A 24,487-nucleotide genomic window follows, 5' to 3' on the forward strand; every position below is an offset into this window, starting at 1 on the left:
CATGGCTTCACTGGATAAACCGCCGTTCGGCACCACCACGGTAAAATGGCGTTTCCCGGGAATTCATCCCGAGGGCCGCAAATACGTGCTTATCGCGGCCGCGATCGCCTTCGCCTTCCTGTTCATCTGGGACTTCATCGTCTGGCCGCTCGTCTTCCTGGCCCTCGGCGTAGCAGCGTTCTTTCGCGATCCGATCCGAGTCACGCCGCAAGGGGAGGGGCTGATCGTCTCGCCGGCCGACGGGCTGGTCACGATGATAGAGCGCGTGCCGCTGCCGCCCGAACTCAGCGGACCCCAGGCGCTGGGCGACCTGCCGATGATTCGGGTCTCGGTGTTCATGAGCGTGTTTGATGTGCATATAAACCGAACGCCGATTACCGGCACCATCCGCCACGTCATCTACATCTCCGGCAAATTCATGAACGCCGATTTCGACAAGGCCAGCGAAGAGAATGAGCGTCAGCATATCGTGGTCGAGGACAGGGCGGGCACGCGCTTCGGCTTTACCCAGATTGCAGGACTGGTCGCGCGGCGCATCGTAAGCTTCGTGAAAGCCGGGGACATGGTCGTCGCGGGCCAGCGCGTAGGCCTGATACGCTTCGGCAGCCGCGTCGATGTGTTTCTCCCAGAAGGCTATGGCTGCCAAGTCGCGCTGGGCCAGCGCGCGATCGCCGGCGAGACGGTCCTGGCTAAGCGCGGCGCGCCCGATACGGCCGGCATTTCACAGTGACGCGCCCGCCGCGGGATCGGCGAGCGCGTCCGCCGCGAGTGCCGCGCGGCATTCCGCTCCGCGCCATTGCTCCCAATGCCGTAACCGCCGCCGCCCTCTGCTCGGGCCTCACTGCGATCCGTTTCGCGATGGACGCGAAGTGGGAACAGGCGGTGCTGATGGTGCTGATCGCAGGATTGCTCGACGGGATCGACGGCAAGGTTGCACGGCTGGTGCGCGGGGAAAGCCGGTTCGGCGCCGAACTCGACAGTCTTTCGGATGCGATCGCGTTCGGCGTCGCGCCGGCGCTGATCCTCTACCTCTGGTCGCTCCAGCATCTCGGGAATTTCGGATGGATGGTGGCGCTCGTCCATGCGCTGTTCTGCGTGCTGCGTCTGGCGCGCTTCAATGCGGGCATCGACAACGAACAGCCCCATAAGTCCGCCGGCTATCTCACCGGGGTGCCGGCGCCGGCGGGAGCTATTCTGGCGCTCACCCCGCTTTATTTATGGATGGAAACCAAGGAGCCCCATCTCGCCGAGCCCTATCTGGTAGCGCCTTGGGTACTGATGGTAGCGCTGCTGATGATCTCGAGTCTGGCAACCTATGCGCCGACGATCCGGCTCAAGCAGCGAATCCGTTTCGAAGTGCTGGTGATCCTCGCGGCGCTGATCGCGGCCCTGGTAGCCGCGCCTTGGCCAACGCTCGCCGGGATCGCCTTGCTCTATCTGGCGGCGATCCCGTTCAGCGTCTGGAGCTATCGCCGGATCAGGCGGCAGCGCGCAACTGCGGTCGTGCGGGAACCGGCCCCGGAGACCAGCGCACCGTAACTCGCGTTGCGCGTAGAGGAAGCTCGGCGATTGGAACCGCGGGTGCGAACAGCGCGCGATAGCGGTGGATTTGCGGCCGGACACTCACGTAAAGCGTCCATATAGAGGCGACAAAGGCGGTTCCAAACAGCAGCACAGCAAGCAAAACACTCATTGACCCGGTCCCCTTTTCGCCGAGGTGGCAGGAATCCCAGTGATTCCATACGCTTGGCCGCGCGAAACGTTCCATGTCCGCGCTATGAACCTGATATGTTCTTATGATGTTCTAATGTCAATCCGCTTTAATGCGGCACTGCCCGCTTGCCTTTACCGACGGCCTGGGCTAACGGCGCGCCCTCAACCCCACATGGGAAGCATCATAGCCCGGTGCCTCAATATGAGGTTCCCGCTTCCCAGAGGAACAACCGGAAGGATTTATCCCTATGGCGGCACCTGTCGTCTCCATGCAGCAATTGCTCGAATCGGGCGCGCATTTCGGCCACCAGACGCACCGCTGGAACCCGAAGATGAAGCCCTACATCTTTGGCGACCGCAACGGCGTCCATATCATCGATCTCTCGCAGACCGTGCCGCTCTTCGCGCGCGCTCTCGAATTCGTGAATTCCACTGTCGCAGCGGGCGGCAAGGTCCTGTTCGTCGGCACCAAGCGCCAGGCGCAGGAGCCGATCGCCGACGCGGCGCGCCGTTCGAACCAACATTTCGTCAACCATCGCTGGCTGGGCGGCATGCTCACCAACTGGAAGACGATCTCCGGCTCGATCAAGCGCCTCAAGACGCTCGAAGAGCAGCTTTCGGGCGAGGTGCACGGCCTCACCAAGAAGGAAATCCTCAATCTCACGCGCGAGAAGGACAAGCTCGAACTTTCGCTGGGCGGCATTCGCGACATGGGCGGTGTTCCCGACATCATGTTCGTGATCGACGCCAACAAGGAGGAGCTGGCGATCAAGGAAGCCAACACGCTCGGCATCCCAGTGGTCGCGATCCTCGACTCGAATGTCAGCCCGGACGGCATTGCATTCCCGGTTCCCGCGAATGACGACGCCAGCCGTGCGATCCGCCTCTATTGCGAAGCCATCGCGATCGCCGCGACCCGTGGTGGCGCCGAGCGCCAGGCCAGCTTCGGCAACGATATTGGCGCAATGGAAGCGCCTCCGGTCGAGGAAGCCGTCCAGGCGCCCGCGCCGGCCGCCGCTGAGGAAGCCCCTGCTGCCGATGCTCCTGTTGTGACCGCCGAGGAGTTCGATGCTCCCGCGGCTGCCGCAGAGCCGGAAGCCCCCGCAGCTTCGACCGATCCGGAAACCGCTGCCGAGGGCGAGCGCCAGATCGACGCATAAGCCTGCGTCACGCACCTGTAATCGGGGCGGGGCAGGGCATCAGCCTTGCTCCGCCCGACCAGTTTTAATTTTCGAGGAATAGAGAAATGGCAGAGATCACAGCCGCTTCCGTCAAGGAACTGCGCGACCGTTCGGGCGCGGGCATGATGGATTGCAAGAAGGCGCTCAACGAGACCAATGGCGACATGGAAGCCGCGACCGACTGGCTGCGCGCAAAGGGCCTCGCCTCTGCCGCCAAGAAGTCGAGCCGCACCGCTGCCGAGGGCTTGGTCGGCGTTGCCGTCGCTGGCACCAAGGGCGTCGCGGTCGAAGTCAATTCGCAGACCGATTTCGTCGCCAAGAACGACATCTTCCAGAATTTCGTCCGCGAAGTCACTGCGATCGCGCTTGAAAAGGGCGACGATGTCGAGGCGCTCAAGGCCGCTCCGATGGCAGCCGGCGGCTCGATCGACGATGTGCTGACCGCGAACATCGCGACGATCGGCGAGAACCAGGTGCTGCGCCGCGCCAGGAAGGTGGAAGTCGGCAAGGGCGCCGTCATTCCCTACGTGCACAACGCCGCTGCTCCCGGCCTCGGCAAGATCGGCGTGCTCGTCGCGCTCGAGAGCGACGCCGGCGTCGATGTGCTTGAGCCGCTGGGCAAGCAGATCGCCATGCACATCGCGGCGGCTTTCCCGCTGGCGCTGGACGATACCGGCCTGGACCAGGAGGTTCTCGAGCGCGAGCGCGCGATTGCGACCGAAAAGGCGGCCGAGAGCGGCAAGCCTGCCGACATCATCGCCAAGATGGTCGAAGGCGCGGTGAAGAAGTTCGCCAAGGAGAATGCTCTTCTCAGCCAGCTCTTCGTGATGGACGGCAAGACCCCGGTCGCGGACGTCATCGCCAAGGCCGGCAAGGACGCTGGCGCGACGATCGTCCTCAAGGATTATGTCCGCTTTCAGCTTGGCGAAGGCATCGAGAAGGAAGAGAGCGATTTCGCAGCCGAAGTGGCTGCGACCGCCGGTCTCACCAAGTAATGTGACGGGAGGGGCGCGCGGCGCCCCTCCTTCGTCCGACAGGCGGCATCTCTGCTTGTCGCTGCGGCGCGGCTCCTCTAGGGTCCGCGCCGCTTGCTTATCCCCTGCTTGCCAAGGCCAAAATGACCGCTCCCCGCTACAAACGCATCCTGCTCAAGCTTTCGGGCGAAGTCCTGATGGGCGAAAGCGGCCTGTCGATCGATCCCGATGTGATCGCGCGTGTTGCCGAGGAAATCGCTGCGGTCCGCGCCGATGGGTACGAGCTTTGCGTGGTGGTCGGGGGTGGCAACATCTTCCGCGGCATATCAGGCGCGGCGCGCGGAATGGACCGCGCGACCGGCGACTATATGGGCATGCTGGCAACCGTGATGAACGCGCTCGCCGTGCAGAATGCGCTCGAGAAGATGGGGGTCCAGACTCGCGTCCAGTCGGCCATTCCCATGGCCAGCGTCTGCGAGCCCTTCATCCGCCGCCGCGCCGAGCGTCATCTGGAAAAGGGGCGTATCGTGATCTTCGCGGCGGGCGTCGGCAGCCCGTTCTTCACGACGGACAGCGGCGCCGCCCTCCGTGCAGCCGAAATGAAGTGCGACGCCCTGCTGAAGGGCACTTCGGTGGACGGGGTATATGATGCCGATCCCAAGAAGGTCGCTACGGCAAAACGTTATGAAACCGTGACATACGACACGGTATTGTCACATAATCTGAAAGTCATGGACGCATCGGCAGTCGCGCTTTGCCGCGACAACAACATCCCGATCGTCGTGTTCAACATCCGCGAGCGCGGCAATCTTGCCCGCGTGCTCAAGGGTGAAGCCACCGCGACGGTTGTTCAGGCCGCATAGGAGAGAATATGCCCGCTTACGAAAAGGCCGATCTCGAACGCCGAATGGCCGGCGCGATAGAGGCGCTCAAGCATGACCTGCAGGGCCTTCGCACCGGACGCGCTTCGGTGAACCTGCTGGATCCCGTCAATGTCGAGGTCTACGGAGCAAATATGCCGCTGAACCAGGTCGCCACCGTCTCGGCTCCCGAGCCGCGGATGCTGTCGGTTCAGGTGTGGGACAAGACCAATGTCGGCCCGGTCGACAAGGCAATCCGATCGGCGGGCCTCGGCCTCAATCCGATCGTCGATGGCCAGACGCTCCGCTTGCCGATCCCGGATTTAACCGAGGAGCGCCGCAAGGAGCTGGCCAAGCTCGCCGGCAAATATGCCGAGGCGGCGCGCATCGCCGTTCGCAACGTCCGCCGCGACGGTAACGACAGCCTGAAGACCGATGAAAAGAAGGGCGTTTTCGGCGAGGATGAGCGCAAGCGCCACGAGACCGAGGTGCAGAAGCTGACCGATGCCACGATTGCGGAGATCGATGCGGCGGCGACCGCCAAGGAAAAGGAAATCATGGGCCGGTGATGCGCCCGGAAGGCCTTTCTATTTCCGCTCATGCTGAGCCTGTCGAAGCACCGTTCCTACCTTGGGCCGCCCTTCGACAAGCTCAGGGTGAGCGGGGGAGTGGCCATGGCCGCTAAACCCGCTCCCGAAGCCCCACTATTGCCCCCTCGCCACGTCGCCATCATCATGGACGGCAATGGCCGTTGGGCGAAGAAGCGGATGCTGCCGCGGATCGCCGGGCACAAGCAGGGCGTGGAGGCAGTGCGCCGTATCACGCGCGCCGCGCGCACGCTGGGCATCGAAGTACTGACGCTTTACGCCTTTTCGTCCGAAAATTGGCGGCGTCCAGAGGAGGAAGTCCGGGATTTGATGGGGCTTCTTCGCCATTTCCTGGCGAGCGAGCTGGATGAGCTGGTTTCGGAGGGCATCAGGCTGCGCGTGATCGGGGATTGGCGCGGGCTGTCCGCCGATCTGGTGCGAATGATCGACGGCGCGATCGCGCGCACTGCGAACAATCCCGGTCCCACGCTGGTGATCGCGCTCAATTACGGCGCCCAGGCCGAGCTCGCCGCGGCGGCGCGCAACTTGGCCGAACGGGCACGCAGCGGCGAAATCGATCCCGCGAGCATAAACGAGGCGGCGTTCGAAGCCGCGCTCGACACAGGCGATCTGCCGCCACTCGACCTTCTGATCCGCACCTCTGGCGAACAGCGTCTCTCCAATTTCCTGCTCTGGCAGGCGGCATATGCCGAGTTCCTGTTCGTCGATACGCTCTGGCCCGATTTCGACGAGGCCGCGCTTGCCGCCGCGGTCGATCAATTTGGCAAGCGCCAGCGCCGGTTCGGTGGGCTGTGAGCAAGGGTTCGGAACTCGGCACGCGCTTCGGCGTCGCCATGGCGCTGATCGCGGGCGCGGCGTTCGCGCTATGGATGGGGGGGGTCGTCTTCTGGCTGGCGCTCGTCGTTGCCGGGCTGCTCACCTATAGCGAATGGGGCGAGCTGGCCGGCGTCGATCCAAAGACGATCCGGCTGGCCCAATATGCGCTTTCGGTGCCGCTGGCGGCGATGTGCCCGTGGGCGGCGGGGCCGGGGTTTCTGTCGCTCGGCCTGGTGGGCGGCGCATTGTTCTTCGTAGGCGCGGTGACGCGCAATCCGCGCCTGGCGTTGGGAATACTTTACGTGGGGCTGCCGGTGCTGGCCCTCCTCGTGCTGCGCGATCAGGAACCGTGGACGCGTGGAATCCTGCTCACCTTCTGGGCGATGGGCCTAGTCTGGGCGGCGGACAGCACTGCCTATTTCGTCGGGCGCGCGGCGGGCGGGCCAAAGCTCGCGCCGCAGATCAGCCCGAACAAGACCTGGTCCGGCTTTGCGGGGGGACTGATCGGGGCGACCGTAGGGGCGATGGGCCTGGTCTGGCTGTTCGGGCTGCCGATCGAGCTGGCTTACGCGACGCCGCTGCTCGCCATACTCTCCGTGCTGGGTGACCTGTATGAGAGCAATCTCAAGCGTCAGGCGGGGGTAAAGGATTCGGGCAAGGTCCTGCCGGGGCATGGCGGCCTCATGGATCGCCTGGATGGCCTGATCTTCGTCGCGCCCTTCGCGGCGTTGCTGGTGCTGGCGCTCACCTGATGAAGCGCGTCACGATATTGGGCGCGACCGGATCCGTTGGAACCTCTACGCTCGACCTGATCGAGCGCGCGCCTGATCAATTCCAGGTGGTCGCGCTTACTGCGAACAGCGACGTGGCCGGGTTGGCCCGGGCCGCCCTGCGCACCAATGCGAAGCTCGCCGTCGTGGCCGATCCCGCATGTCTGCAGCAGCTCCGCAATGCATTGGCCGGGTCCGCGATCGAAGCCAGGGCTGGTCCCGAGGCGGTGTGCGAAGCCGCCGGCATGGGTGCGGACTGGACGATGGCCGCAATTGTCGGCACCGCGGGGCTAAGGCCGGTGATGGCGGCGCTCGAGACCGGCGGGACCGTCGCGCTAGCCAACAAGGAAGCGCTGGTTTCGGCCGGAGAGATCATGACTGCCGCCGCAAGAACCGCCGGCACAACGCTGCTTCCAGTCGATTCCGAGCATAATGCGGTCTTCCAATGCCTTGATGGCACCGCCCCCGAGCGGGTCCGCCGCATCATTCTCACGGCAAGCGGGGGACCGTTCCGCGAGACCTCGCTTCAGGACATGCAGGGCATCTCCCCGGCTCAAGCCATAGCGCATCCGAACTGGTCGATGGGCGCGAAGATATCGGTCGATTCGGCGACGCTGATGAACAAGGGTCTCGAATTGATCGAGGCGTTTCACTTGTTTCCGGTGCGCGCCGATCAACTCGATGTGCTGGTCCATGCCCAGTCGGTCGTCCATTCGATGGTCGAATATGTCGATGGCTCGGTGCTGGCGCAGCTCGGCACGCCCGATATGCGCACGCCCATCGCCTATGCGCTGGCATGGCCCGATCGGATGGAGACGCCGTGCGAGCGGCTCGATCTGGCAAAGATCGGCCGGCTCGATTTCGAGGAACCCGACTATATCCGCTTCCCCGCACTGAAGCTGGCGCGCGAAGCGCTGGCGGCTGGGGGCGCACGCCCGGCGATTCTCAATGCGGCGAACGAAGTCGCGGTTGCCGCTTTCCTTGCTGGCGCCGTTAAGTTTCTTGAAATTGCCGCAATCGTTTACGATACGCTGGCCCGCTACGATCCCGCCGCCCCACAGAGCCTCGATGCCGTGCTGGCAATCGATGCAGAGGCGAGGGCGCGTGCGGCAGAGCGTGTAAAGGACTGCGTCGTTTGATCGAAAACCCTGGAATCCTGCTCACCATCCTGGCGTTCGCGCTGGTGATCGGTCCGCTCGTTTTCCTCCACGAACTCGGCCATTATCTCGCGGGACGCTGGTTCGGCGTGAAGGCGGAAGAGTTTGCCGTCGGGTTCGGGCGCGAAGTCGCGGGCTTTACCGACAGGCGGGGCACGCGCTGGAAATTCGGCTGGTTGCCTCTGGGCGGCTATGTCCGCTTCGCCGGGGATATGAACCCCGCAAGCCAGCCATCGCCCGAATGGCTGTCGCTGCCCGCGCACGAGCGCGCCCAGACCTTTCAGGCCAAGCCGCTATGGCAGCGGGCGATCATCGTCGCTGCGGGTCCGATCGCCAATTTCATCGTCGCGATCGTGATCCTGGCGGCGTTTGCGGTGACATATGGCCAAAACACCACGCCCGCTGTGGTCGGTTCGGTGGCGCCCGGCAGCGCGGCGGCATCGGCGGGATTGCAGCCCGGGGACAGGATCACGTCACTGGCAGGGCGCGAAATCGCCGATTTCGGCGATATGGCGGCGTTCACCGTGATGCATGCCGGCGAGCGCGTGACGATCGTTTACGAGCGTGCCGGTTCGGCCCAGCAGATCGACGCGGTGATTGGTGTGCGCGAGCTCAAGGACCGGTTCGGCAACATCTCCAGGCGCGGGATGCTCGGCATTGGGCCCGGCGAGCAGGTCTTCACTCCGGTCAGCCTCTGGGAGGCCCCGCTCGTCGGCCTCAAGCGCACCTGGGAAATCGTCGAAATGACCGTCGATGGGCTGGGTCAGATCATCACAGGCCGCATCTCGGTCAGAGAATTGGGTGGGCCGCTCAAGATCGCCCAGATCTCGGGAGAAAGTCTCGCGATGGGACCGGCCCAGCTAGTCGGTCTGATTGCCCTGATCTCGATTAACTTGGGGTTCATCAACCTGTTGCCAGTGCCGGTCCTGGATGGGGGTCACTTGCTGTTCTACGCAGTCGAGGCCGTTCGGCGGAAGCCGACTGAGCCAAAGGTGATGGAATGGGCGTTTCGCGGTGGGCTGGTCGCCATTCTGGCGCTGATGCTGCTGGTTACGTTCAACGATCTGGGTGCCTTTGGCATCTGGAAAAATCTGGCCGGGTTGATCGGCTGATGCGGTTAGGGCAGGGCGGTACGATGCCCGGTTGCCGACCGGTGAATTTGAATTCCGACTGGGGTGGAATGTGACTGCGACAAAGGTGACGAAAATGGGCGCACGGGCCACGGCTACCCTCCTCGCGGGGACGATCCTGTCCGGCCTCGCCCTGACCGGCACTGCGCTCGCGCAGACCGCTCCGGCGGCAGCGCCCACGGCTGCTCCAGTTGCTCCTGCGGCGCAGGAAGCGGCTGCCCCTCCGGTCCAGGAAGTGCGCACGGTCAAGACGTTGCGCGTCGAGGGTTCGCAGCGCATCGAGCCCGACACGGTGCTGTCCTACACTCGCTTGCGGGTGGGCGAGAGCTACACCAACGAAGTCATCGATCAGGCCATCAAGGACCTGCTGGCCTCCGAATTGCTCGCAGACGCCCAGATCGAAGGTGTCGATAGCGGCAATCTGGTAATCCGCATTCGCGAGAATCCGGTGATCAACCGCGTGATCTTCGAGGGAAACAAGCGGCTCAAGCAGGACAAGATCGACAAGGAGGTAAAGCTCCGCCCTCGCCAGATCTTCACGCGCACCGCGGTGCGCGCCGACGTTGCCCGGATCATCGAGCTGTATCGCCGCCAGGGCCGCTTCGCCGCATCGGTGGAGCCCAAGATGGTAAGCCTCGACCAGAACCGCGTCGATGTGATCTTCGAAGTGAATGAGGGGCCGAAATCCAAGGTTCGTCAGATCAACGTGATCGGCAACGAGGTTTTCTCCGACGGCAAGCTGCGCGGCGAAATGGTGACCAAGCAGGCGCGCATCACGTCGCTGTTCAGCTCGAACACCTCCTACGATCAGGACCGGCTGGCCTATGACCAGCAGAAGCTGCGCCAGTTCTACCTTACCGAAGGCTATGCCGATTTCCGGGTGATCTCCGCCGTGGCCGAGCTGACGCCGGACAAGCGCGACTTCATTATCACTTATGTCGTCGAGGAAGGCCCGCGCTACAAATTCGGACCGATCACGGTCGATAGCGCGATCCGCGATTTCGACGACAAGCGCCTGGCCGCCGCGCTCCAGATCAAGGAAGGCCAATGGTATAACGCCAAGGCCGTCGAGGATTCGGTGGAGCAGCTGAGCGAGACCGCGGGCATCTTCGGATATGCCTTCGCCGACGTTCGCCCCGATTTCCAGCGCGACAAGGAAACGCTGACGATGACGATGAACTTCCGCATCGCGGAAGCCAATCGCACCTATATCGAGCGGATCGACATCACCGGGAATCGCCAGACTCAGGACAAGGTGATCCGGCGCGAGTTTCGCGTGGCTGAGGGCGACGCCTTCAACACCTTCCTGGTCAAGCGCTCTCAGGACCGGATCAATTCGCTGGGCTATTTCCAGGACAAGTTCGAGATCGAGCGCAAGGATGGCTCGGCCCCCGATCGCATTATCCTTTCCGCGAATGTCGAGGAAAAGGCCAATGGCGAACTGACTCTGTCCGCGGGCTTTTCGAGCCTTGAGCAGTTCATCCTCCAGGCCTCGATCCGCCAGCGGAATTTCCGCGGCAAGGGCCAGACGATCTCGGCCTCCGTCGATTATTCGAGCTATTCGAAGTCGCTCGAACTGGGCTTTACCGAGCCTTATCTGTTCGACAGCAACATCGCACTGGGCGGCACGATCTTCCGCCGCGATTACAACGCCTTCAACTATATCGGTTCCGATCGCAGCACCACCTACAGCCAGGTCTCGACCGGCTTCCAGCTCGTGGCCGGCATGCCGCTTACCGAATATTGGACGCTCTCTGGCCGGTACCAGCTGATGCAGGACGATGTGACGCTGGATAAGAGCAGCTTCTATTCGGATACGGACGGCAACGGCACGCTTGAGTGCGACCCGCTCAAGGCCGGCCGCTATTATTGCGAAGCGGTGGGCAGCCGCCTGACCTCGCTGCTCGGCCTGTCGCTTATCTATGACAGCCTCAACAGCCGGCTGCGCCCGACGCGTGGGCAGCGGCTCACGCTGAGCACGGATTTTGCCGGCCTGGGTGGCGACGTACGCTATGCGCGCGCGCGGCTCGATGCGGATAAATACTGGAATATCGGCGGCGGCTTCGTCTTCTCGCTTTCCGGTGAGGCGGCCTATATCCACAGCTTCGAAAAGAGCCGGGGCGCAGGCAACGATCCGATCCGGATCACCGACCGCTTCTATCTGGGCGAGCCGCAGTTCCGTGGCTTCGACATTCGGGGCGTAGGCCCGCGCGTGCAGCGCATCGGCTTTACCGGGGATCCCACCACCGGCACGCAGCTGCTGGTCACGGACAAGGATCAGACCGTTGACGACGCCATCGGCGGCAAGGCCTATTACCTGACAAAGGCCGAGCTTGAGATTCCCCTGGGCGCCGGTGCGGCAGAAATGGGCCTGCGCCCCTCGATCTTCGTCCAGGCGGGCAGCCTTTTCAACATCACCCGCCCGGCCAAGACGATCGAATTTGCCCAGGCGACGGGAGCAGGCGGTGCTCTCCTGTTCAACTCGGATGGATCGCCCACGCTGCTGCCCAAGGACAATTTCATCAAGGACGCGTCGGGCAATCAGCTCTTTATCGTGAGCGGTAGCGACACCACCAATGCCGGTTCGCTCACCACTTGCAACGTCGGCTTTGCTCCGGGCGCCGGGCAGCCATGCATTGGCACCTCCGTCAATTCGATCTATAATGTGCCAACGGCGCCGTTCTTCGAGCGCTTTGTGGGCGATAGCGCCCGGCCGCGGCTTTCGGTGGGCTTCGGCGTCAATTGGAATTCGCCTTTCGGGCCCTTGCGCATCGATGTGGCCAAGGCGCTGCTCTCAGCCAAGGGCGATGACAAAAAGCTTGTTACTTTCAACGTAGGGACTCAGTTCTGATGAATACCAAGAAGCGCATTATCGCGAGCTTGCTCGCCGCGCCCGTCGCGCTCGCCTTTGCGGCGCCCGTGCAGGCGCAGGTCAACGGGATCGCCTTTGCCAGCCCCACCAGCGTGGTGGGAAATTCCAAGGCATTCGCCGCGGCCAATCAGCAGATCGCCACGACGTACAAGGCGTCGTTCGACCAGATCCAGCAGCGCCGTGCGGCGATGCAGAAGGAATTCGAGCCGATGCTGACGCAGCTCGACATCAACAAGGACAAGAATCTCACCGACGATGAGATAAAGGCGGCGCAGACCGCCAAGAACCCGGTGCTCGACAGGCTGAAGACCGCGCAGACCAACGCGCAGGCCGATATCGCGCGAATCAGTAATCCGGCCGCTCGCGCCGAGCTGTTCGCCATCGAATCGATCCTGCGCCAATATGAGGCGGCGCAGCTTCGCGTCGTGACCGCACGCAAGATCGGCGTCGTGCTTACGCCGGAAGTGTTCATGTACGCTCCCGAATCGGCCGATATCAGCGCCGCGATCACCAGCGAGATCGACAAGAGCACTCCGACCGTCGCGATCGCGCCGCCGGCCGATTGGGAGCCGAGCCGCGAGACGCTCGCCATCCAGCAGCAGCTCGTGCAGATGGCGCAGATCCGTGCCTATCAGCAGGAAGCTGCTCGCCAGCAGCAGGCTGGCCAGGCGGCTCCGGCTGCTGGCGGCGGCGCTGCGCGGCCCGCGCCCGCAAGGCCCGCTCCTGCGAAGCCCGCCGAGCCCCGGTGAGCGAAGCCGAAGCCGGGGGCGTCGACATAGGCCCGCTCGATATCGGGCGAGTGATGGCGGCGCTTCCGCATCGCTATCCGATGCTGCTGGTCGATCGGGTCGAGGAACTCGTGATCGACCGGCGCATCGTGGCGATCAAGGCGGTCAGCATGAACGAGGAGTTCTTCCAGGGGCATTTCCCCGGAAGGCCGATCATGCCCGGCGTCCTCCAGGTCGAGGCGCTCGCGCAGGCCGCGGGCGTACTCGCCGTGGAAAGCCTGGGCCTCGCCGGCTCGGGCAAGCTGGTCTATTTCATGTCGATCGACGGCGTGAAATTCCGCAAGCCGGTTATGCCCGGCTGCCTGCTCCGGCTAGAAGTCGAATTCATCCAGAAGCGCTCGCGCGTCTGCAAGTTCGCAGGGAAGGCGATGCTGGACGGCGAAGTCGCCACCGAATGCGAGTTCACCGCGATGATCGCGGATCCGCCCCAGCCCTGAGGATCGAGCGATGGGACTTTTTGGCGGTAAAGGCGAAACGCCAAAAGTGAAAACAGGACCCAACAAGGGCCAGGAGCGCTCGCGCAATGATGACGGCCGCTGGCGGGAGAAGCGCAGCGATGCCGGAGCGCCCCGCAGCAAGTAACGCCTTTTGAGCGCGGTTGCGCTAGTCTGCGCCCTCTGCTAGGCGCGCGCCTCCCGCTGCTGGTCGGTAACCAGCGGCATCGCAAGGAATTCCACGTGAAGAACGATACGCATCCCGATTATCACATGATCAAGGTGCAGATGACCGACGGCACTGTGTTCGAGACTCGCTCCACCTGGGGCAAGGAAGGCGACCTGATGACGCTCGATATCGATCCGCTGGCGCATCCGGCCTGGACCGGCGGCCGCGGGCAGTTGCTCGATCAGGGTGGCCAGGTCGCGCGCTTCAACAAGCGCTTCGGCGGCCTCAGCCTCGCAAAGAAGTAAGCGGCGGCCCGCGAACGGGCTTCCAGCTCTACACGACGCCGCCCGGCGCATGCTTGGGCGGCGCTCGTGCGTCTGGCGGCGTTAACGCGCCATTAGCTATGCCGGGCTAGTCTGGCCGCATGAACCTCGATCACAAAACGGCTACGTTTGCAGCGGAATATGAACCTGCCGAGAGCTTGGGCCGCCGGCGCAGCCCACGCGCGCCGGTCTCGCTGGACGCGCGGATCGGGCGTGGCGGTCTTGATCGCGCGCTGTGCAAGGTCACCGATCTTTCGGCGCACGGCGCACGGCTTCAGACCTATTCGGAGCTTCGGCTCGGGACGATGATCTGGCTGGCGCTCCCCAAGGTTGGCCACATCGCGGCGAAGGTCGTCTGGGCTAGCGATTTCGAAGCGGGTCTCGAATTTCAGGCTCCCCTCACAATCGAAGCTTTCGAGACACTTACGACGCAGTGAAGCTATTTTGCGCCGGCCCGATTTTGGCCGCATTGCTTTAAGCTCGTTCATCAGTCATCCTCTCCGCTCACGGTTGGGGAACGGTGATGATCAGGGGCCTGCTATTCTGCACGATCGCTTGCGGGATATCCGCGCCCCTCGCGGCCGAGGAGCGCGAAGCGGTTGCCGCCCGGACCGTGCCGACATCGATCCCCGCGGCTGCTGATCGAGATCTCGCCTTTGGCGCAACGGCCGCCCTGACCGACGATTTCGTCGTGACGTTACGCAGCGCCTCGACGCTCCCAATCGCGCTCGCGGACTTTGACGAGCTTCCCTTCGCACGCCCCAACATCACGCCCCATGACGTACTGCTGACCGAGCATGTTGTTTTGACATCGCCCTTCGCGATCAGCGAGCTGCGCTCGCTCAAGGCCTGGCACGTTACCGATGGGCTTCCGCCGGTCACGACTTCGGCCAACGGCTTTTACGCCGTGCGCGATACTCTCGGCGAATATCGCCGTCCGCGTGCCTTCAAGCCTTCGCCCCTCAGCGCGATGCTGGTGCTGCGGATCGACGGCAAGGACGAGAGTCCGGCGTTCAGCGTAGGCGGGGGCGGAGTCGCCGCGGTGCTGTGGAAAGCAATGCCGCAATAATCGGCGAATTCCGCGCTTTGGGGGAGCGAAGCGGAGACAGTTCGAACCCCCTGGGGTTCGCAAGGCAGAACGGCCACCCGAGCTTATGCGAAGCGCTAAAACAAGAAGTGGCGGAGAGGGTGGGATTCGAACCCACGGTGAGCTTTCACCCACGGCGGTTTTCAAGACCGCTGCCTTAAACCACTCGGCCACCTCTCCGCACGCTTGCCAGCTAACGCCACATGCGCCGGTTCGCCACAAAATGTTGGTTAACGTGCGCAAATGGGGATTCACGCGCCCGTATCGCTGTGGCACTGTCGCCGCATGAAAGCTTGGCGCAATTTTTCGACCTGGGTTCTGGCGCTCGCGCTCGCATTGGTGGCGGCTTCGCCCGCCGCAGGGCCGGCAGTGGCGCAGGACGAGAACGGTTTCCAATCCTATCTGCAGGTGCTGGCGCGCATTGCCGCGAGCGAGGGCGTCAGCCGCCGAACGATCGATTCGGTGATCCCGTCTCTCACGTATAATTCCCGCGTCGTAGAGCTCGATCGGCAGCAGCCGGAGACCCGGCCCAATGCGCCGGTGCCTAGTTTCGAGCCCTATCGACGCTCGCATGTGGATGCCGCGCGCATTTCGCAAGGCAGGACGGCCTATCAGCGCCAGCGCTGGCGGCTGGAGCGAATCGAGCGCGAAACCGGGGTTCCCGAGTCGATCATGATTGCGATCTGGGGCCATGAGACCAATTACGGGCGGGTAATGGGCGGTTTCGACCTTCCTCGTGCGCTCGCCAGCCTGGCTTATGAGGGTCGCCGGCGCGAGCTTTTCTCGGCCGAGTTCGTCGCCACGCTCAAGATGATCGACCGCGGGGTTCCGCGCCAGAAGCTGGTGGGAAGCTGGGCGGGCGCGTTCGGCGGGCCGCAATTTCTGCCTTCCGTCTATCTTCGCCTGGCGCGCGACGGCGATGGCGACGGCATGGCCGATATCTGGAACAGCGAAGCCGATACGCTCGCTTCGATCGCCAATTATTTCGCCAACGCCGGCTGGCGCCCCGGCCAGCCCTGGGGCTTCGCGGTGAGCGTTCCCGGCGGATTGAACCGTTCGGCCATCGCGGCGCGCACCACCAGCCCGCGCTGCCCGCGCGTTCATGCGCGGCATAGCCAGTGGAAGACGATGGCCGAGTGGCGCGCGCTCGGCCTAGTGCCCACCGGGCGCGCCTGGCCCGCGGACGGCATCCAGGCCAGCCTGCTCGAGCCTGACGGGCCCGGAAAGACCGCTTATCTGCTAACCGGCAATTATCGCGTGATTCTCGACTATAATTGCTCGAATTTTTACGCTTTGTCGGTAGGCCTGCTCGCCGATGAAGTGGAACGCTAGCCTCGCCGCTGCCCTCAGCCTGACCCTTGCCGCGTGCGGCGGGGGACGGAGCTATGCCGAATACGGCCCCGAAACCGCTGCCGGACAAGGTTCCGCCGCAGCGCAAAGTTGGGGAGGGGGAAGCGGTACCGTCGCTCCACCCGAAGCCGCCGGACAGCAGGACATGGTCCAGCCCCAATATCGCAACGACGGAGAGCCCGGTGCGGCTTATTCAGCGCCCGGGGCATATCCCGAACCACAGCGCCAAGCCTATGCGCGTCCCCCCCAGCGCGAAACCTATCGCGCGCCGGAGCCCGTGCCCCAGGATTATGCCGATCCCGCCGCGGGCGCGGCCGGCCCCGCCGGTTCCTCGCGTTCCTCCGAAGCGCGCTACGACGAAGTCGGCTTTGCCGGCATTCGTCCCGTATCCGGCGGAGCCGCTGGCGATACGGCAGTCGTGGGGGTCCACCGCTCGCTGCCGGCGAACAGCTATGTCGAAGTCACTTCCCTCGATACCGGCAAGACGATCCTGGTGCTGATCACGGGCTCGATGGGTGCCGGCGCCGATCACCCGCTCGATCTTTCCGCGGGCGCCGCGCGCCAGCTGGGCTATGATCGGCCCCAGACGATCGCCGTTCGTGTCCGTCGCATTACGCCGACCGCTTCGGATCAGGCCGCGCTCAACCAGGGCCGCCCCGCGACTCAGCGCCCCGATACGCCACCCGTGCTGCTAAACGCGTTGCGCAAGCACATGCCGGCGGGCGGCTATGCCCCGGCCCAGCCTGCGAATAATGGCTATGCGGCTCCCGCGCGCACCGTCACGAACCCCCGTCCCCCCTCGCGAGGTGGCCTGATCGTTCAGGTCGCCGCACTTTCGAACGCCGCGAACGCGCAATCGCTTGCCCAAAGCATGGGCGGGTTCGTAAAGCCCGGTGGCGGGCTCTATCGCGTCCAGCTCGGACCCTTCGCGACGCGCGGAGAGGCCGATGCGGCGCGGCAGCGGGCCGCTGGCGCGGGCTATGGAGATGCTCGCGTCATCGCCAATTAACGGACGGAGCCCATGAAGAAGCTGATCGCCGCCTCGATTCTCGCACTGGCCATTGCGGCCGTCCCGACGAACGCGGCGAACCCGCCCTTCGATACTCCGGCGCCGATCGCCTATATGGAGGATATGTCCTCGGGCGCGGTGCTTTATGCCAAGGACGCCGATCGCCGCATCCCGCCGGCTTCAATGGCGAAGATGATGACGGTCCATGTGGTCTTCGATTTGCTAAAAAAGGGCGAATTAAAGCTCGACCAGACCTTCGAGGTTCGGCCCGAGACATGGAAGAAATGGCATTCGCAGGGTTCGACCATGTTTCTGGGCGTCGGCGAAAAGCCGCGAGTCGAGGATCTGCTCAACGGCATCGTCACCCTGTCGGGCAATGACGCCTGCGTCGTGCTCGCAGAGGGCATTGCGGGCACCGAGGAAGCCTTTGTCGGGCTGATGAACCAGAAGGCCAAGGAGCTGGGCCTGTCCAACAGCCAGTTCGGCACTTCGAACGGGTGGCCCGACGAAGGCCGCACCTTCGTCACGGCGCGCGATCTGGCGCATCTCGCCAAGGCGACGATCCTCAACCACGCCGATCTCTACAAGCGCTTCTATTCGCTGAAGACCTATAGCTGGGGCAAGACGCTGGGCGCGGGCGCGGCGATCAGCCAGGCCAACCGCGATCCGCTGCTCGGGCGCGTGGCGGGTGCGGATGGCCTGAAGACCGGTCATACCGAAGAGGCGGGATACGGCTTCACCGGATCGGCGGAGCAGGGCGGACGCCGCCTGGTCATGGTCGTGGCGGGCCTCGACAGCTTCGGTGGCCGCGCGGCCGAATCGGTGCGTTTCATGGAATGGGGCTTCCGCGCATGGAAAGCGCGTCCAATCGTCGGCAAGGGCAAGCATGTCGGCGAGGCCGAGGTTCAGGGCGGCGGTTCGAGCACTGTCGGCCTTGTCGCTCCGCGCGATCTCGCCGCCACGGTCCCCGCGGGCACGTCTCCCGAAATGCAGGGTCGCATCGTCTATCAGGGGCCTGTAAAGGCGCCGATCAAGGCGGGCGCCCATATCGCCGACCTCGTGATCGATTCGCCTGGCATGCCCCAGCAGACGCTGCCGCTGGTGGCGGAAAGCGATGTCGGCACGGCGGGTTTCTTCCGCCGGGCATGGCTGGGGCTGTGGTCGCTGTTCGGTCTGTGAGCTGATCCAGCGAAGCCCGAACCGGAACGGCCTCGCACGAGTTACGAAGACACAAAGCAAGAGGGGAAGGGGGGTCTTCTTCGTGCCTTCGCGTCTTTGTGTGAGAAAACCTACTTCACGGCTTCGCCCGAGTGGCGGTTCGCTCTACAAGGTCCCATGCCCCATATCGGCAACGATTCCGCCCGCGAGGCGCTGGCGGCCGCAATGGCGAGCGGCGCGCTGCATCACGCCTGGCTCATCGCCGGGCCGCAGGGCGTGGGGAAGGGGAGCTTCGCCCGCCGCGCGGCGCTCAGGATGCTGGCGGAGGCGGCGGAGGAGGCGCTGGAGCCCGGCTGGGACGTGCCCGCAACCTGCCGCACCGCGCACTATTCGGCATCCGGCGCACATCCCGATTACCGCGAGCTCGTCCGGCTGCCCAAGGATGCGGACAAGCCCGACGAGGCGCTTGCCCGGTCGATAACGATCGCGCAGGTCCGCAGCTTACAGGCGCTGTTCGCCAACAAGCCCTCCCTCTCGTCACGCCGCGTGATCCTGATCGACTCGATCGACGATCTTGAGCGTGGCGGCGCGAATGCCCTGCTGAAGAACCTGGAGGAGCCGCCCCAAGGCACGATCTTCCTGCTCGTCAGCCATTCGCCCGGTCGCCTGCTCCCCACGATTCGCTCGCGCTGCCGCCTCCTGCGCTTCGAAGCGCTCGCGCCGAGTCAGGTCGCGCCCATCCTGCGCGAGCAATTGCCGCAATCGACAGCCGGCGAGATCGAGGCCCTGGTGCGCGCCGGCGAAGGCTCGCCCGGCCGTGCGCTGGGATTTGCGGGTCTCGGCCTGGCGGCGCTCGAAGCCGAGATGGCCACTCTTGCGGACACCGGCGACGCCGGCAACGTCGTGCGCGCCCGCCTGGCCAAGCAACTCGGCGCGAAAGCGGCGCAACCGCGCTACGAAGCCTTTCTCGACCGCGCCCCAAGCTTCATCGCCGAACGCGCCCGCTCGCTATCGGGCGAAGCGCTCCGCGCCGCGCTGGATGCCTATGCCGCCGCCCGTGAACTCGCTGGCGCCGCGACCGGCCTGTCGCTCGATGCCGGAACAACGGTGTTCGAGATGTCCGGCCTGATCGCGAGATTGGCGCGGTAAGCAGTTGCGACGAAAAGCGGCGCCCTCCGGGAGGAGGGCGCCGTGATCCGGCGTGGGTAATTTGCTTCAGGCAGCCTGCTTCCACTGGGCGACGCTGCTGGTTCCCGTCGCGATATACGACTTGCGGCCATTTCAGGCATCACACTCGTCCTTGGTTGTGGGGCGAGCGCCTATGTGCTGGTAAGCGCACCCTTGTCGGGGAAGCCGAGCTGCGCAGCCGAGCGCATTCCGGAGCAAAGGCGAAGCGGAGGCCGGCTGCTGCGATGATCGAGACCGGGCGCTCCGCCGTTAGCGACATCACGAAGCCCGAAATCGCGAAGAACAGATCGACCCCGTACCCACCCCTTGCTTATCATCGAGCGGAATCCTCGCCTAGTCGAATGCGTCATGACCGCAGGCGACCCAGAACGGATTCGAGCCATGCCGCGAGTTCTTCTGGGCACCCGCCAAGGGCGGCGTCGAGCACCGACGCATAGTCCGGCGTTTCGGCTGGAATTTGCCCGCTTGCCTTGATCGCATCCAGGTCGACTATAATCCCGCCCAATGCCAGATCAGGGCAGGCCGAGTGCAGCCGCTTCAGTTCGGTAAGCAGGATCATTTCGCCCTCCCGGCATCCTTGAGCAGATCGTTGATTGCTGTGATTGCCGTGATCGCCGTCGCCAGGTCGGTCGGGTCTGTCAGTGTCGGCGCCACTATCGTTGAACCTGAAGAGGTAATCGCGGATACGATGAACGATCCCGCCACATCCTCGATGCGTGCCGAGGTGCAGTTGAGCGCGCGCACCCCAAAAAACATGGGGTCATTGCGGGTCATATGCACACCCTGAACATCGACCAGATCGGCGTCGCTGATATCGATCGCGATGCCTGGGGATGCCAGATCAAATCCGGTATTGTCGCATTCAACCGAATAGGCCCATACCGTCTTGACCCCATCGATCCCAGTGATCACGCCGCCATGATCCGCGAACCTGCCGCGCATCTCAACGATGGAGGCGGCGGGATCGTAACCTGCCGAGCCGTTGGCCACTAAAATCGCCTGGGTCATTGAGCCCGACAACAAGGCGGTCGTTTCGAGGATCATCCGGCGCACGCCCTGGCTGATCACGCACGGTGCGCCAGTCGAGCCCGCCACCCCTCCCCAGGTAAGGCCGGGATACTTGTCCACGCCGTTGCCAAGCATGAAAATCGGCGAACGCGCACAACCGATCACGGTCGATCGCGCGTCAACCTCAGCCACGGCATTGTTGACGAGCACTAGCCCGTCACCCCGCGCATATTGCGGCTGGGTGATCTGCCCCGGCGCATCAGGGGCCAGATAGTTGGACGGGTCCAGCGAACCAGCCATCGTGGTTCCGATGACACGCAGCCCCTCTGCGGTACTGAAGATCGCAGCCGCCCAGTTATTCTCGATCGTGCAGTTTACGATTGCGATATGGTGATCGAACCCATCGGGACCGAAGGCGTTATGCTCTGCCGACATGCCCCCGCCAGCGCCGGGCAGAAGGTCGCCCCCCGGATTAGCCACGGGCGTATTGTTGCCATTTCCTGCCGCCAGGCTGGCGCGGAATGTGACGCCGACCGCGCCATAGGATGTAAGGCCGAATCCCGCATTTCCGCGAGCCTCGCACTTGCTTATGTCGAAGTTGGCCCATGTCGTAGGGTCGTCTGGATCGAAGTTGTACCGCGCCAAGTTGACCGATATGCCGTTGTCATAGAGGGAGTTCAGCCCCTTGCAGCTTGTGATCCTGCCCGAGCCGCACTGATACGTAAGGATTCCGCCAGCTAGTCCGTTGGTCGCGATGATGTTCTCGCACACCACTCCGACGCACCAGCGGAACAAGACTGCCGCGTACAGGATGTTGCTATAGTCGTAGACATATCCCGCTATCGCATCCCCGCCGCCGTTCACTATCACCGGATAGGGCGCGATCAGCGAGACGTTTTCGATCTCGGTAATGCTCGTGATATTGCCGCCGCCGTCATAGGTCGCCGAGCCTGTGAACAGGATACGCCGCCGTAAGGATCGCAGTCCTGGTTGGTCGTGCCTGTCTCGCCGCCGGTGTAGGTAATGCCTTCTTCAAGCACGACGACGATGTTGCTGAAATCGATGACGATGCGCGTTTCGGTTTCATAAGGCACGCCGATCTTGGGGAAGCGCAGCACGCCGCCGCCATAAGCCGCAATATAGGTCAGCGCATCGGCGATCACCGCCGAGCAATCGACGCCCGGCGTAACGGTCCCGAATTGTTGAATCGTCCAGCTTGCCAGCGCGTGGTCCGCCAGCGTGCCCGTGTCCATCCCTACCAGCGTGGCGCCCTCGGTCGGCGAATTTGCCGCCAGGTCGGCCGTTGCTACTACGTCGACCATGATATTCTCCTTTGATTCATAATGGAACAAACAAAGAACAGTCGAAATCCTACATTGCAAGCCCTTCTCTCGGCACCGGACATGCTTTAGTCGCGACGCATGTCCCGGCCCTATTACATCTCCACTGCTATCCATTATCCGAACGGCCGCCCGCATATCGGCCATGCTTATGAGATGGTCGCCGCCGATGCGATCGCACGCTTTCAGCGCGCCCAGGGCCGCGACGTGTTCTTCCAGACCGGCACCGACGAGCATGGCCTCAAGATGGTCAAGACGGCGCGCGAACGCGACATCAGCCCGCGCGAGCTGGCGGATGAAATGTCTTCCTATTTCAGCGAGATGGCGGACAAGCTCGATATTTCGTGCGATCGTTTCATCCGCACGTCGGAGCCAGCGCATTATGCCGCGAGCCAGGCGATCTGGCAGGCGATGGCCGACGCCGGCGATCTGTATCTCGATCGCTATGAGGGCTGGTACTCGGTCCGTGACGAAGCCTTTTACGAAGAGAAGGAACTGACCGGCGGGGAAGGGGGCGATAAGCTTTCACCCCAGGGCACCCCGGTTGAGTGGACCGCCGAGGAAACCTGGTTCTTCCGCCTCTCGAAATATCAGCAGCCGCTGCTCGACCTCTATAACGCCCAGCCCGATTTCATCCGCCCCGAAAGCCGCCGCAACGAGATCATGCGCTTTGTCGAGGGGGGGCTGATCGACTTGTCCGTGAGCCGCACCAGCTTCGATTGGGGCGTGCCGGTGCCGGGCTCGCCCGATCACGTGATGTACGTGTGGGTCGACGCCTTGACCAACTACCTCACTGGCGCCGGCTATCCCGGTGATGCCGAGCGCATGGCGCGCTATTGGCCCGCGGACCTGCACCTGATCGGCAAGGACATCGTCCGCTTCCACGCGGTCTATTGGCCCGCCTTCCTGATGTCGGCCAAGCTGCCGCTCCCCAAGCAGGTCTTCGGCCACGGTTTCCTGCTCAACCGCGGGGAGAAGATGTCCAAATCGGTCGGCAATGTCGTCGATCCGATGGAATTGGCCGATCTCTATGGCAAGGATGCCTTGCGCTACTTCCTGCTGCGCGACGTGAGCTTCGGCAATGACGGCACGTTCAGCGACGAAGCGATCGTCACGCGCGCCAATGCCGATTTGTCGAACAGTTTCGGCAATCTCGCCCAGCGCACGCTCGCATTCATCGCGAAGAATCTTGACGGCATGGTGGAGCAGGGGAGGGCCGACCCCGCCGATGACGCGCTCATCGCCGAAGTTCACGCCGCGTGCGAGGGTTTCGATAAGGCGTTCGCGGATCTCGCGCTCAGCCAGGGGATCGAGGCCTGGATGGCGGGCGTGTTCGCCTGCAATCAATATATCGATGCCCAGGCACCCTGGGCGCTTCGCAAGACGGACCCGGAGCGGATGCACGCGGTGCTCGGCACCTTGCTCAAGGCGATCCGCCGTCTTGCCACCACGATCCAGCCGGTGGTGCCAGGTTCCGCGGCAATTTTGCTCGGACAACTCGGTCCCGAGGACGCCGCGGGCTTCCGCATCGCTCCGCCAATTCCCATCTTCCCGAGATTGGAGCTGAAGGAAGAAGCGTGAGGCCGACAAAATGAAATTGGCCGACAGTCATTGCCACCTGATCTATAAGGGGCTGGGCGAGCAGCAGCCCGAAGTGCTGGCGCGCGCCCGCGCGGCCGGGGTGGTGGCGATGCTCAACATCTCGACCCGCGAGAACGAATGGGATCAGGTGATCGCCGTCGCCGAGCGTGAGGCGGACGTCTGGGCCTCGGTCGGCATCCATCCGCATGAAGCCGATGAACACCCGGATGTGGACGCCGCCAAGCTGATCGAGAAGGCCAGGCATCCCCGCGTGGTCGGCATCGGAGAGAGCGGCCTCGATTATTATTACGACCACTCCGATCGCGACCGCCAGCGCGCCAGCTTCCGCAGCCATATCGCGGCGGCGCGCGAGACCCGGCTCCCGATCATCGTCCACACCCGGGACGCGGACGAGGATACCGCCGAGATCCTGCGAGACGAGATGGGGAAGGGCGCCTTTCCCGGCGTGATCCACTGCTTCACCGCCAGCGGCGCATTCGCCGATATCGCGCTCGATCTGGGCTTCTACATCTCGATCTCGGGCATCGTGACCTTCAAAAACGCGCGCGACCTCCAGGAAACCGCCGCGCGGCTGCCGCTCGACCGCTTGCTGATCGAAACCGACGCCCCCTTCCTCGCCCCCGTGCCGCACCGGGGCAAGACCGGGGAGCCGGCTTTCGTGGCGGATACCTGCAGATTTCTCGCCGGGCTGCGTGGCGAGAATGCCAACGAATTGGCCGATGCGACGCGCGCGAACTTCCACAAACTGTTCGCGAAGACCATCGTGTGAGGAAGAAAGTGGTTCACGCGGAGGCGCGGAGGCGCGGAGAAGAAAAGTCTGCGGCGCAGCCGCCTTCCTCAAATATCATGGAAGGACTAAATGCCGCTGGCGCGGCGGGATTTATTCCCCGCGAGCGCAACAAACTCCGCGCCTCCGCGCCTCCGCGTGAACCAGTCTTCTTTCAATCAAC

General features: G+C 63.8%; 26 protein-coding genes and 1 tRNA gene. 23 read left to right on the forward strand and 4 right to left on the reverse strand.

Features of this window, described 5'->3' with window-relative positions; translation table 11 throughout:
• Position 1: 1 nt before the first annotated feature.
• The 17 genes from VF617_RS02595 (at position 2) to VF617_RS02675 (ending at position 14,864) form a co-directional block, all read left to right on the forward strand.
• Positions 2-730 (forward strand): phosphatidylserine decarboxylase, encoded by a 729-nt coding sequence (locus tag VF617_RS02595; RefSeq protein ID WP_331013294.1) that lies wholly within the window; start codon positions 2-4, stop codon positions 728-730.
• Positions 731-768: 38 nt separating this feature from the next.
• Entirely contained in the window at positions 769-1,539 is a 771-nt protein-coding gene (locus VF617_RS02600) for a phosphatidylcholine/phosphatidylserine synthase (protein ID WP_331013295.1), read from the forward strand.
• A gap of 422 nt (positions 1,540-1,961) precedes the next feature.
• Positions 1,962-2,873 carry a 30S ribosomal protein S2 gene (gene rpsB, locus VF617_RS02605; protein ID WP_331013296.1) on the forward strand — a complete coding sequence of 304 codons (912 nt, stop codon included), beginning with the start codon at positions 1,962-1,964 and terminating at the stop codon, positions 2,871-2,873.
• A gap of 86 nt (positions 2,874-2,959) precedes the next feature.
• The gene (tsf, locus tag VF617_RS02610; protein WP_331013297.1) at positions 2,960-3,889 is read left to right on the forward strand and encodes a translation elongation factor Ts; all 930 of its coding nucleotides are present in this window, start codon (positions 2,960-2,962) and stop codon (positions 3,887-3,889) included.
• 122 nt (positions 3,890-4,011) lie between these two features.
• A complete protein-coding gene (gene pyrH / locus VF617_RS02615; protein WP_331013298.1) occupies positions 4,012-4,731 on the forward strand; it encodes a UMP kinase in 720 nt (239 codons plus the stop codon).
• An 8-nt stretch (positions 4,732-4,739) separates the two neighbouring features.
• Positions 4,740-5,297: a ribosome recycling factor gene (gene frr, locus VF617_RS02620; RefSeq protein WP_331013299.1), complete on the forward strand. Its 558-nt coding sequence runs from the start codon at positions 4,740-4,742 to the stop codon at positions 5,295-5,297.
• Between the two features lie 105 nt (positions 5,298-5,402).
• Positions 5,403-6,131 carry an isoprenyl transferase gene (locus VF617_RS02625; RefSeq protein WP_331013300.1) on the forward strand — a complete coding sequence of 243 codons (729 nt, stop codon included), beginning with the start codon at positions 5,403-5,405 and terminating at the stop codon, positions 6,129-6,131.
• Positions 6,128-6,904 carry a phosphatidate cytidylyltransferase gene (locus VF617_RS02630; protein ID WP_331013301.1) on the forward strand — a complete coding sequence of 259 codons (777 nt, stop codon included), beginning with the start codon at positions 6,128-6,130 and terminating at the stop codon, positions 6,902-6,904. The genes VF617_RS02625 and VF617_RS02630 overlap by 4 nt, the downstream gene beginning before the upstream one ends.
• Entirely contained in the window at positions 6,904-8,061 is a 1,158-nt protein-coding gene (locus VF617_RS02635; protein WP_331013302.1) for a 1-deoxy-D-xylulose-5-phosphate reductoisomerase, read from the forward strand. Before VF617_RS02630 ends, VF617_RS02635 begins: the two co-directional genes overlap by 1 nt.
• Positions 8,058-9,191 (forward strand): M50 family metallopeptidase, encoded by a 1,134-nt coding sequence (locus VF617_RS02640; protein ID WP_331013303.1) that lies wholly within the window; start codon positions 8,058-8,060, stop codon positions 9,189-9,191. The genes VF617_RS02635 and VF617_RS02640 overlap by 4 nt, the downstream gene beginning before the upstream one ends.
• 94 nt (positions 9,192-9,285) lie before the next feature.
• Positions 9,286-12,060: an outer membrane protein assembly factor BamA gene (bamA, locus tag VF617_RS02645; RefSeq protein ID WP_331013325.1), complete on the forward strand. Its 2,775-nt coding sequence runs from the start codon at positions 9,286-9,288 to the stop codon at positions 12,058-12,060.
• Positions 12,060-12,830 carry an OmpH family outer membrane protein gene (locus VF617_RS02650; protein ID WP_331013304.1) on the forward strand — a complete coding sequence of 257 codons (771 nt, stop codon included), beginning with the start codon at positions 12,060-12,062 and terminating at the stop codon, positions 12,828-12,830. Before bamA ends, VF617_RS02650 begins: the two co-directional genes overlap by 1 nt.
• Positions 12,827-13,306, forward strand: a complete 480-nt coding sequence (gene fabZ / locus VF617_RS02655; protein ID WP_331013305.1) for a 3-hydroxyacyl-ACP dehydratase FabZ — start codon at positions 12,827-12,829, stop codon at positions 13,304-13,306. Before VF617_RS02650 ends, fabZ begins: the two co-directional genes overlap by 4 nt.
• A gap of 10 nt (positions 13,307-13,316) precedes the next feature.
• Positions 13,317-13,451, forward strand: a complete 135-nt coding sequence (locus tag VF617_RS02660; RefSeq protein WP_331013306.1) for a hypothetical protein — start codon at positions 13,317-13,319, stop codon at positions 13,449-13,451.
• Between the two features lie 95 nt (positions 13,452-13,546).
• Positions 13,547-13,777, forward strand: coding sequence for a 50S ribosomal protein L31 (gene rpmE, locus VF617_RS02665; protein WP_331013307.1), 231 nt, complete (start codon positions 13,547-13,549; stop codon positions 13,775-13,777).
• A 119-nt stretch (positions 13,778-13,896) separates the two neighbouring features.
• Positions 13,897-14,232: a PilZ domain-containing protein gene (locus VF617_RS02670; protein ID WP_331013308.1), complete on the forward strand. Its 336-nt coding sequence runs from the start codon at positions 13,897-13,899 to the stop codon at positions 14,230-14,232.
• 86 nt (positions 14,233-14,318) lie between these two features.
• A complete protein-coding gene (locus VF617_RS02675) occupies positions 14,319-14,864 on the forward strand; it encodes a hypothetical protein (RefSeq protein ID WP_331013309.1) in 546 nt (181 codons plus the stop codon).
• 108 nt (positions 14,865-14,972) lie between these two features.
• Here the strand turns inward: VF617_RS02675 and VF617_RS02680 are convergent.
• Positions 14,973-15,062, reverse strand: a tRNA-Ser gene (locus VF617_RS02680).
• Between the two features lie 105 nt (positions 15,063-15,167).
• On the opposite strand from VF617_RS02680, the gene VF617_RS02685 reads away from it, so the two are divergent.
• The 4 genes from VF617_RS02685 to VF617_RS02700 all read left to right on the forward strand — a co-directional run bounded on the left by VF617_RS02685 (position 15,168) and on the right by VF617_RS02700 (position 19,548).
• Complete coding sequence (locus tag VF617_RS02685; protein ID WP_331013310.1) at positions 15,168-16,214, forward strand: lytic murein transglycosylase; 1,047 nt, start codon at positions 15,168-15,170, stop codon at positions 16,212-16,214.
• Positions 16,198-17,241, forward strand: a complete 1,044-nt coding sequence (locus tag VF617_RS02690; protein ID WP_331013311.1) for an SPOR domain-containing protein — start codon at positions 16,198-16,200, stop codon at positions 17,239-17,241. The genes VF617_RS02685 and VF617_RS02690 overlap by 17 nt, the downstream gene beginning before the upstream one ends.
• A gap of 12 nt (positions 17,242-17,253) precedes the next feature.
• Positions 17,254-18,420 (forward strand): D-alanyl-D-alanine carboxypeptidase family protein, encoded by a 1,167-nt coding sequence (locus VF617_RS02695; RefSeq protein WP_331013312.1) that lies wholly within the window; start codon positions 17,254-17,256, stop codon positions 18,418-18,420.
• A gap of 156 nt (positions 18,421-18,576) precedes the next feature.
• Positions 18,577-19,548, forward strand: coding sequence for an AAA family ATPase (locus VF617_RS02700; RefSeq protein WP_331013313.1), 972 nt, complete (start codon positions 18,577-18,579; stop codon positions 19,546-19,548).
• 385 nt (positions 19,549-19,933) lie between these two features.
• Here the strand turns inward: VF617_RS02700 and VF617_RS02705 are convergent, their stop codons facing one another.
• The 3 genes from VF617_RS02705 to VF617_RS02715 are packed head-to-tail and all read right to left on the reverse strand — an operon-like array spanning position 19,934 to position 21,917.
• Complete coding sequence (locus tag VF617_RS02705; RefSeq protein ID WP_331013314.1) at positions 19,934-20,146, reverse strand: hypothetical protein; 213 nt, start codon at positions 20,144-20,146, stop codon at positions 19,934-19,936.
• The gene (locus VF617_RS02710) at positions 20,143-21,459 is read right to left on the reverse strand and encodes a hypothetical protein (protein ID WP_331013315.1); all 1,317 of its coding nucleotides are present in this window, start codon (positions 21,457-21,459) and stop codon (positions 20,143-20,145) included. The genes VF617_RS02705 and VF617_RS02710 overlap by 4 nt, the downstream gene beginning before the upstream one ends.
• Positions 21,460-21,479: 20 nt before the next feature.
• On the reverse strand, positions 21,480-21,917 hold the full coding sequence (locus tag VF617_RS02715) for a hypothetical protein (protein WP_331013316.1): 438 nt from the start codon (positions 21,915-21,917) through the stop codon (positions 21,480-21,482).
• A 99-nt stretch (positions 21,918-22,016) separates the two neighbouring features.
• On the opposite strand from VF617_RS02715, the gene metG reads away from it, so the two are divergent.
• The gene (gene metG, locus VF617_RS02720) at positions 22,017-23,516 is read left to right on the forward strand and encodes a methionine--tRNA ligase (protein WP_331013317.1); all 1,500 of its coding nucleotides are present in this window, start codon (positions 22,017-22,019) and stop codon (positions 23,514-23,516) included.
• 10 nt (positions 23,517-23,526) lie between these two features.
• Entirely contained in the window at positions 23,527-24,306 is a 780-nt protein-coding gene (locus VF617_RS02725) for a TatD family hydrolase (protein WP_331013318.1), read from the forward strand.
• Positions 24,307-24,487: the final 181 nt, after the last annotated feature.

Origin of the sequence: Sphingomonas sp., assembly GCF_036388215.1 — a bacterium.
Lineage (GTDB): Bacteria > Pseudomonadota > Alphaproteobacteria > Sphingomonadales > Sphingomonadaceae > Sphingomonas.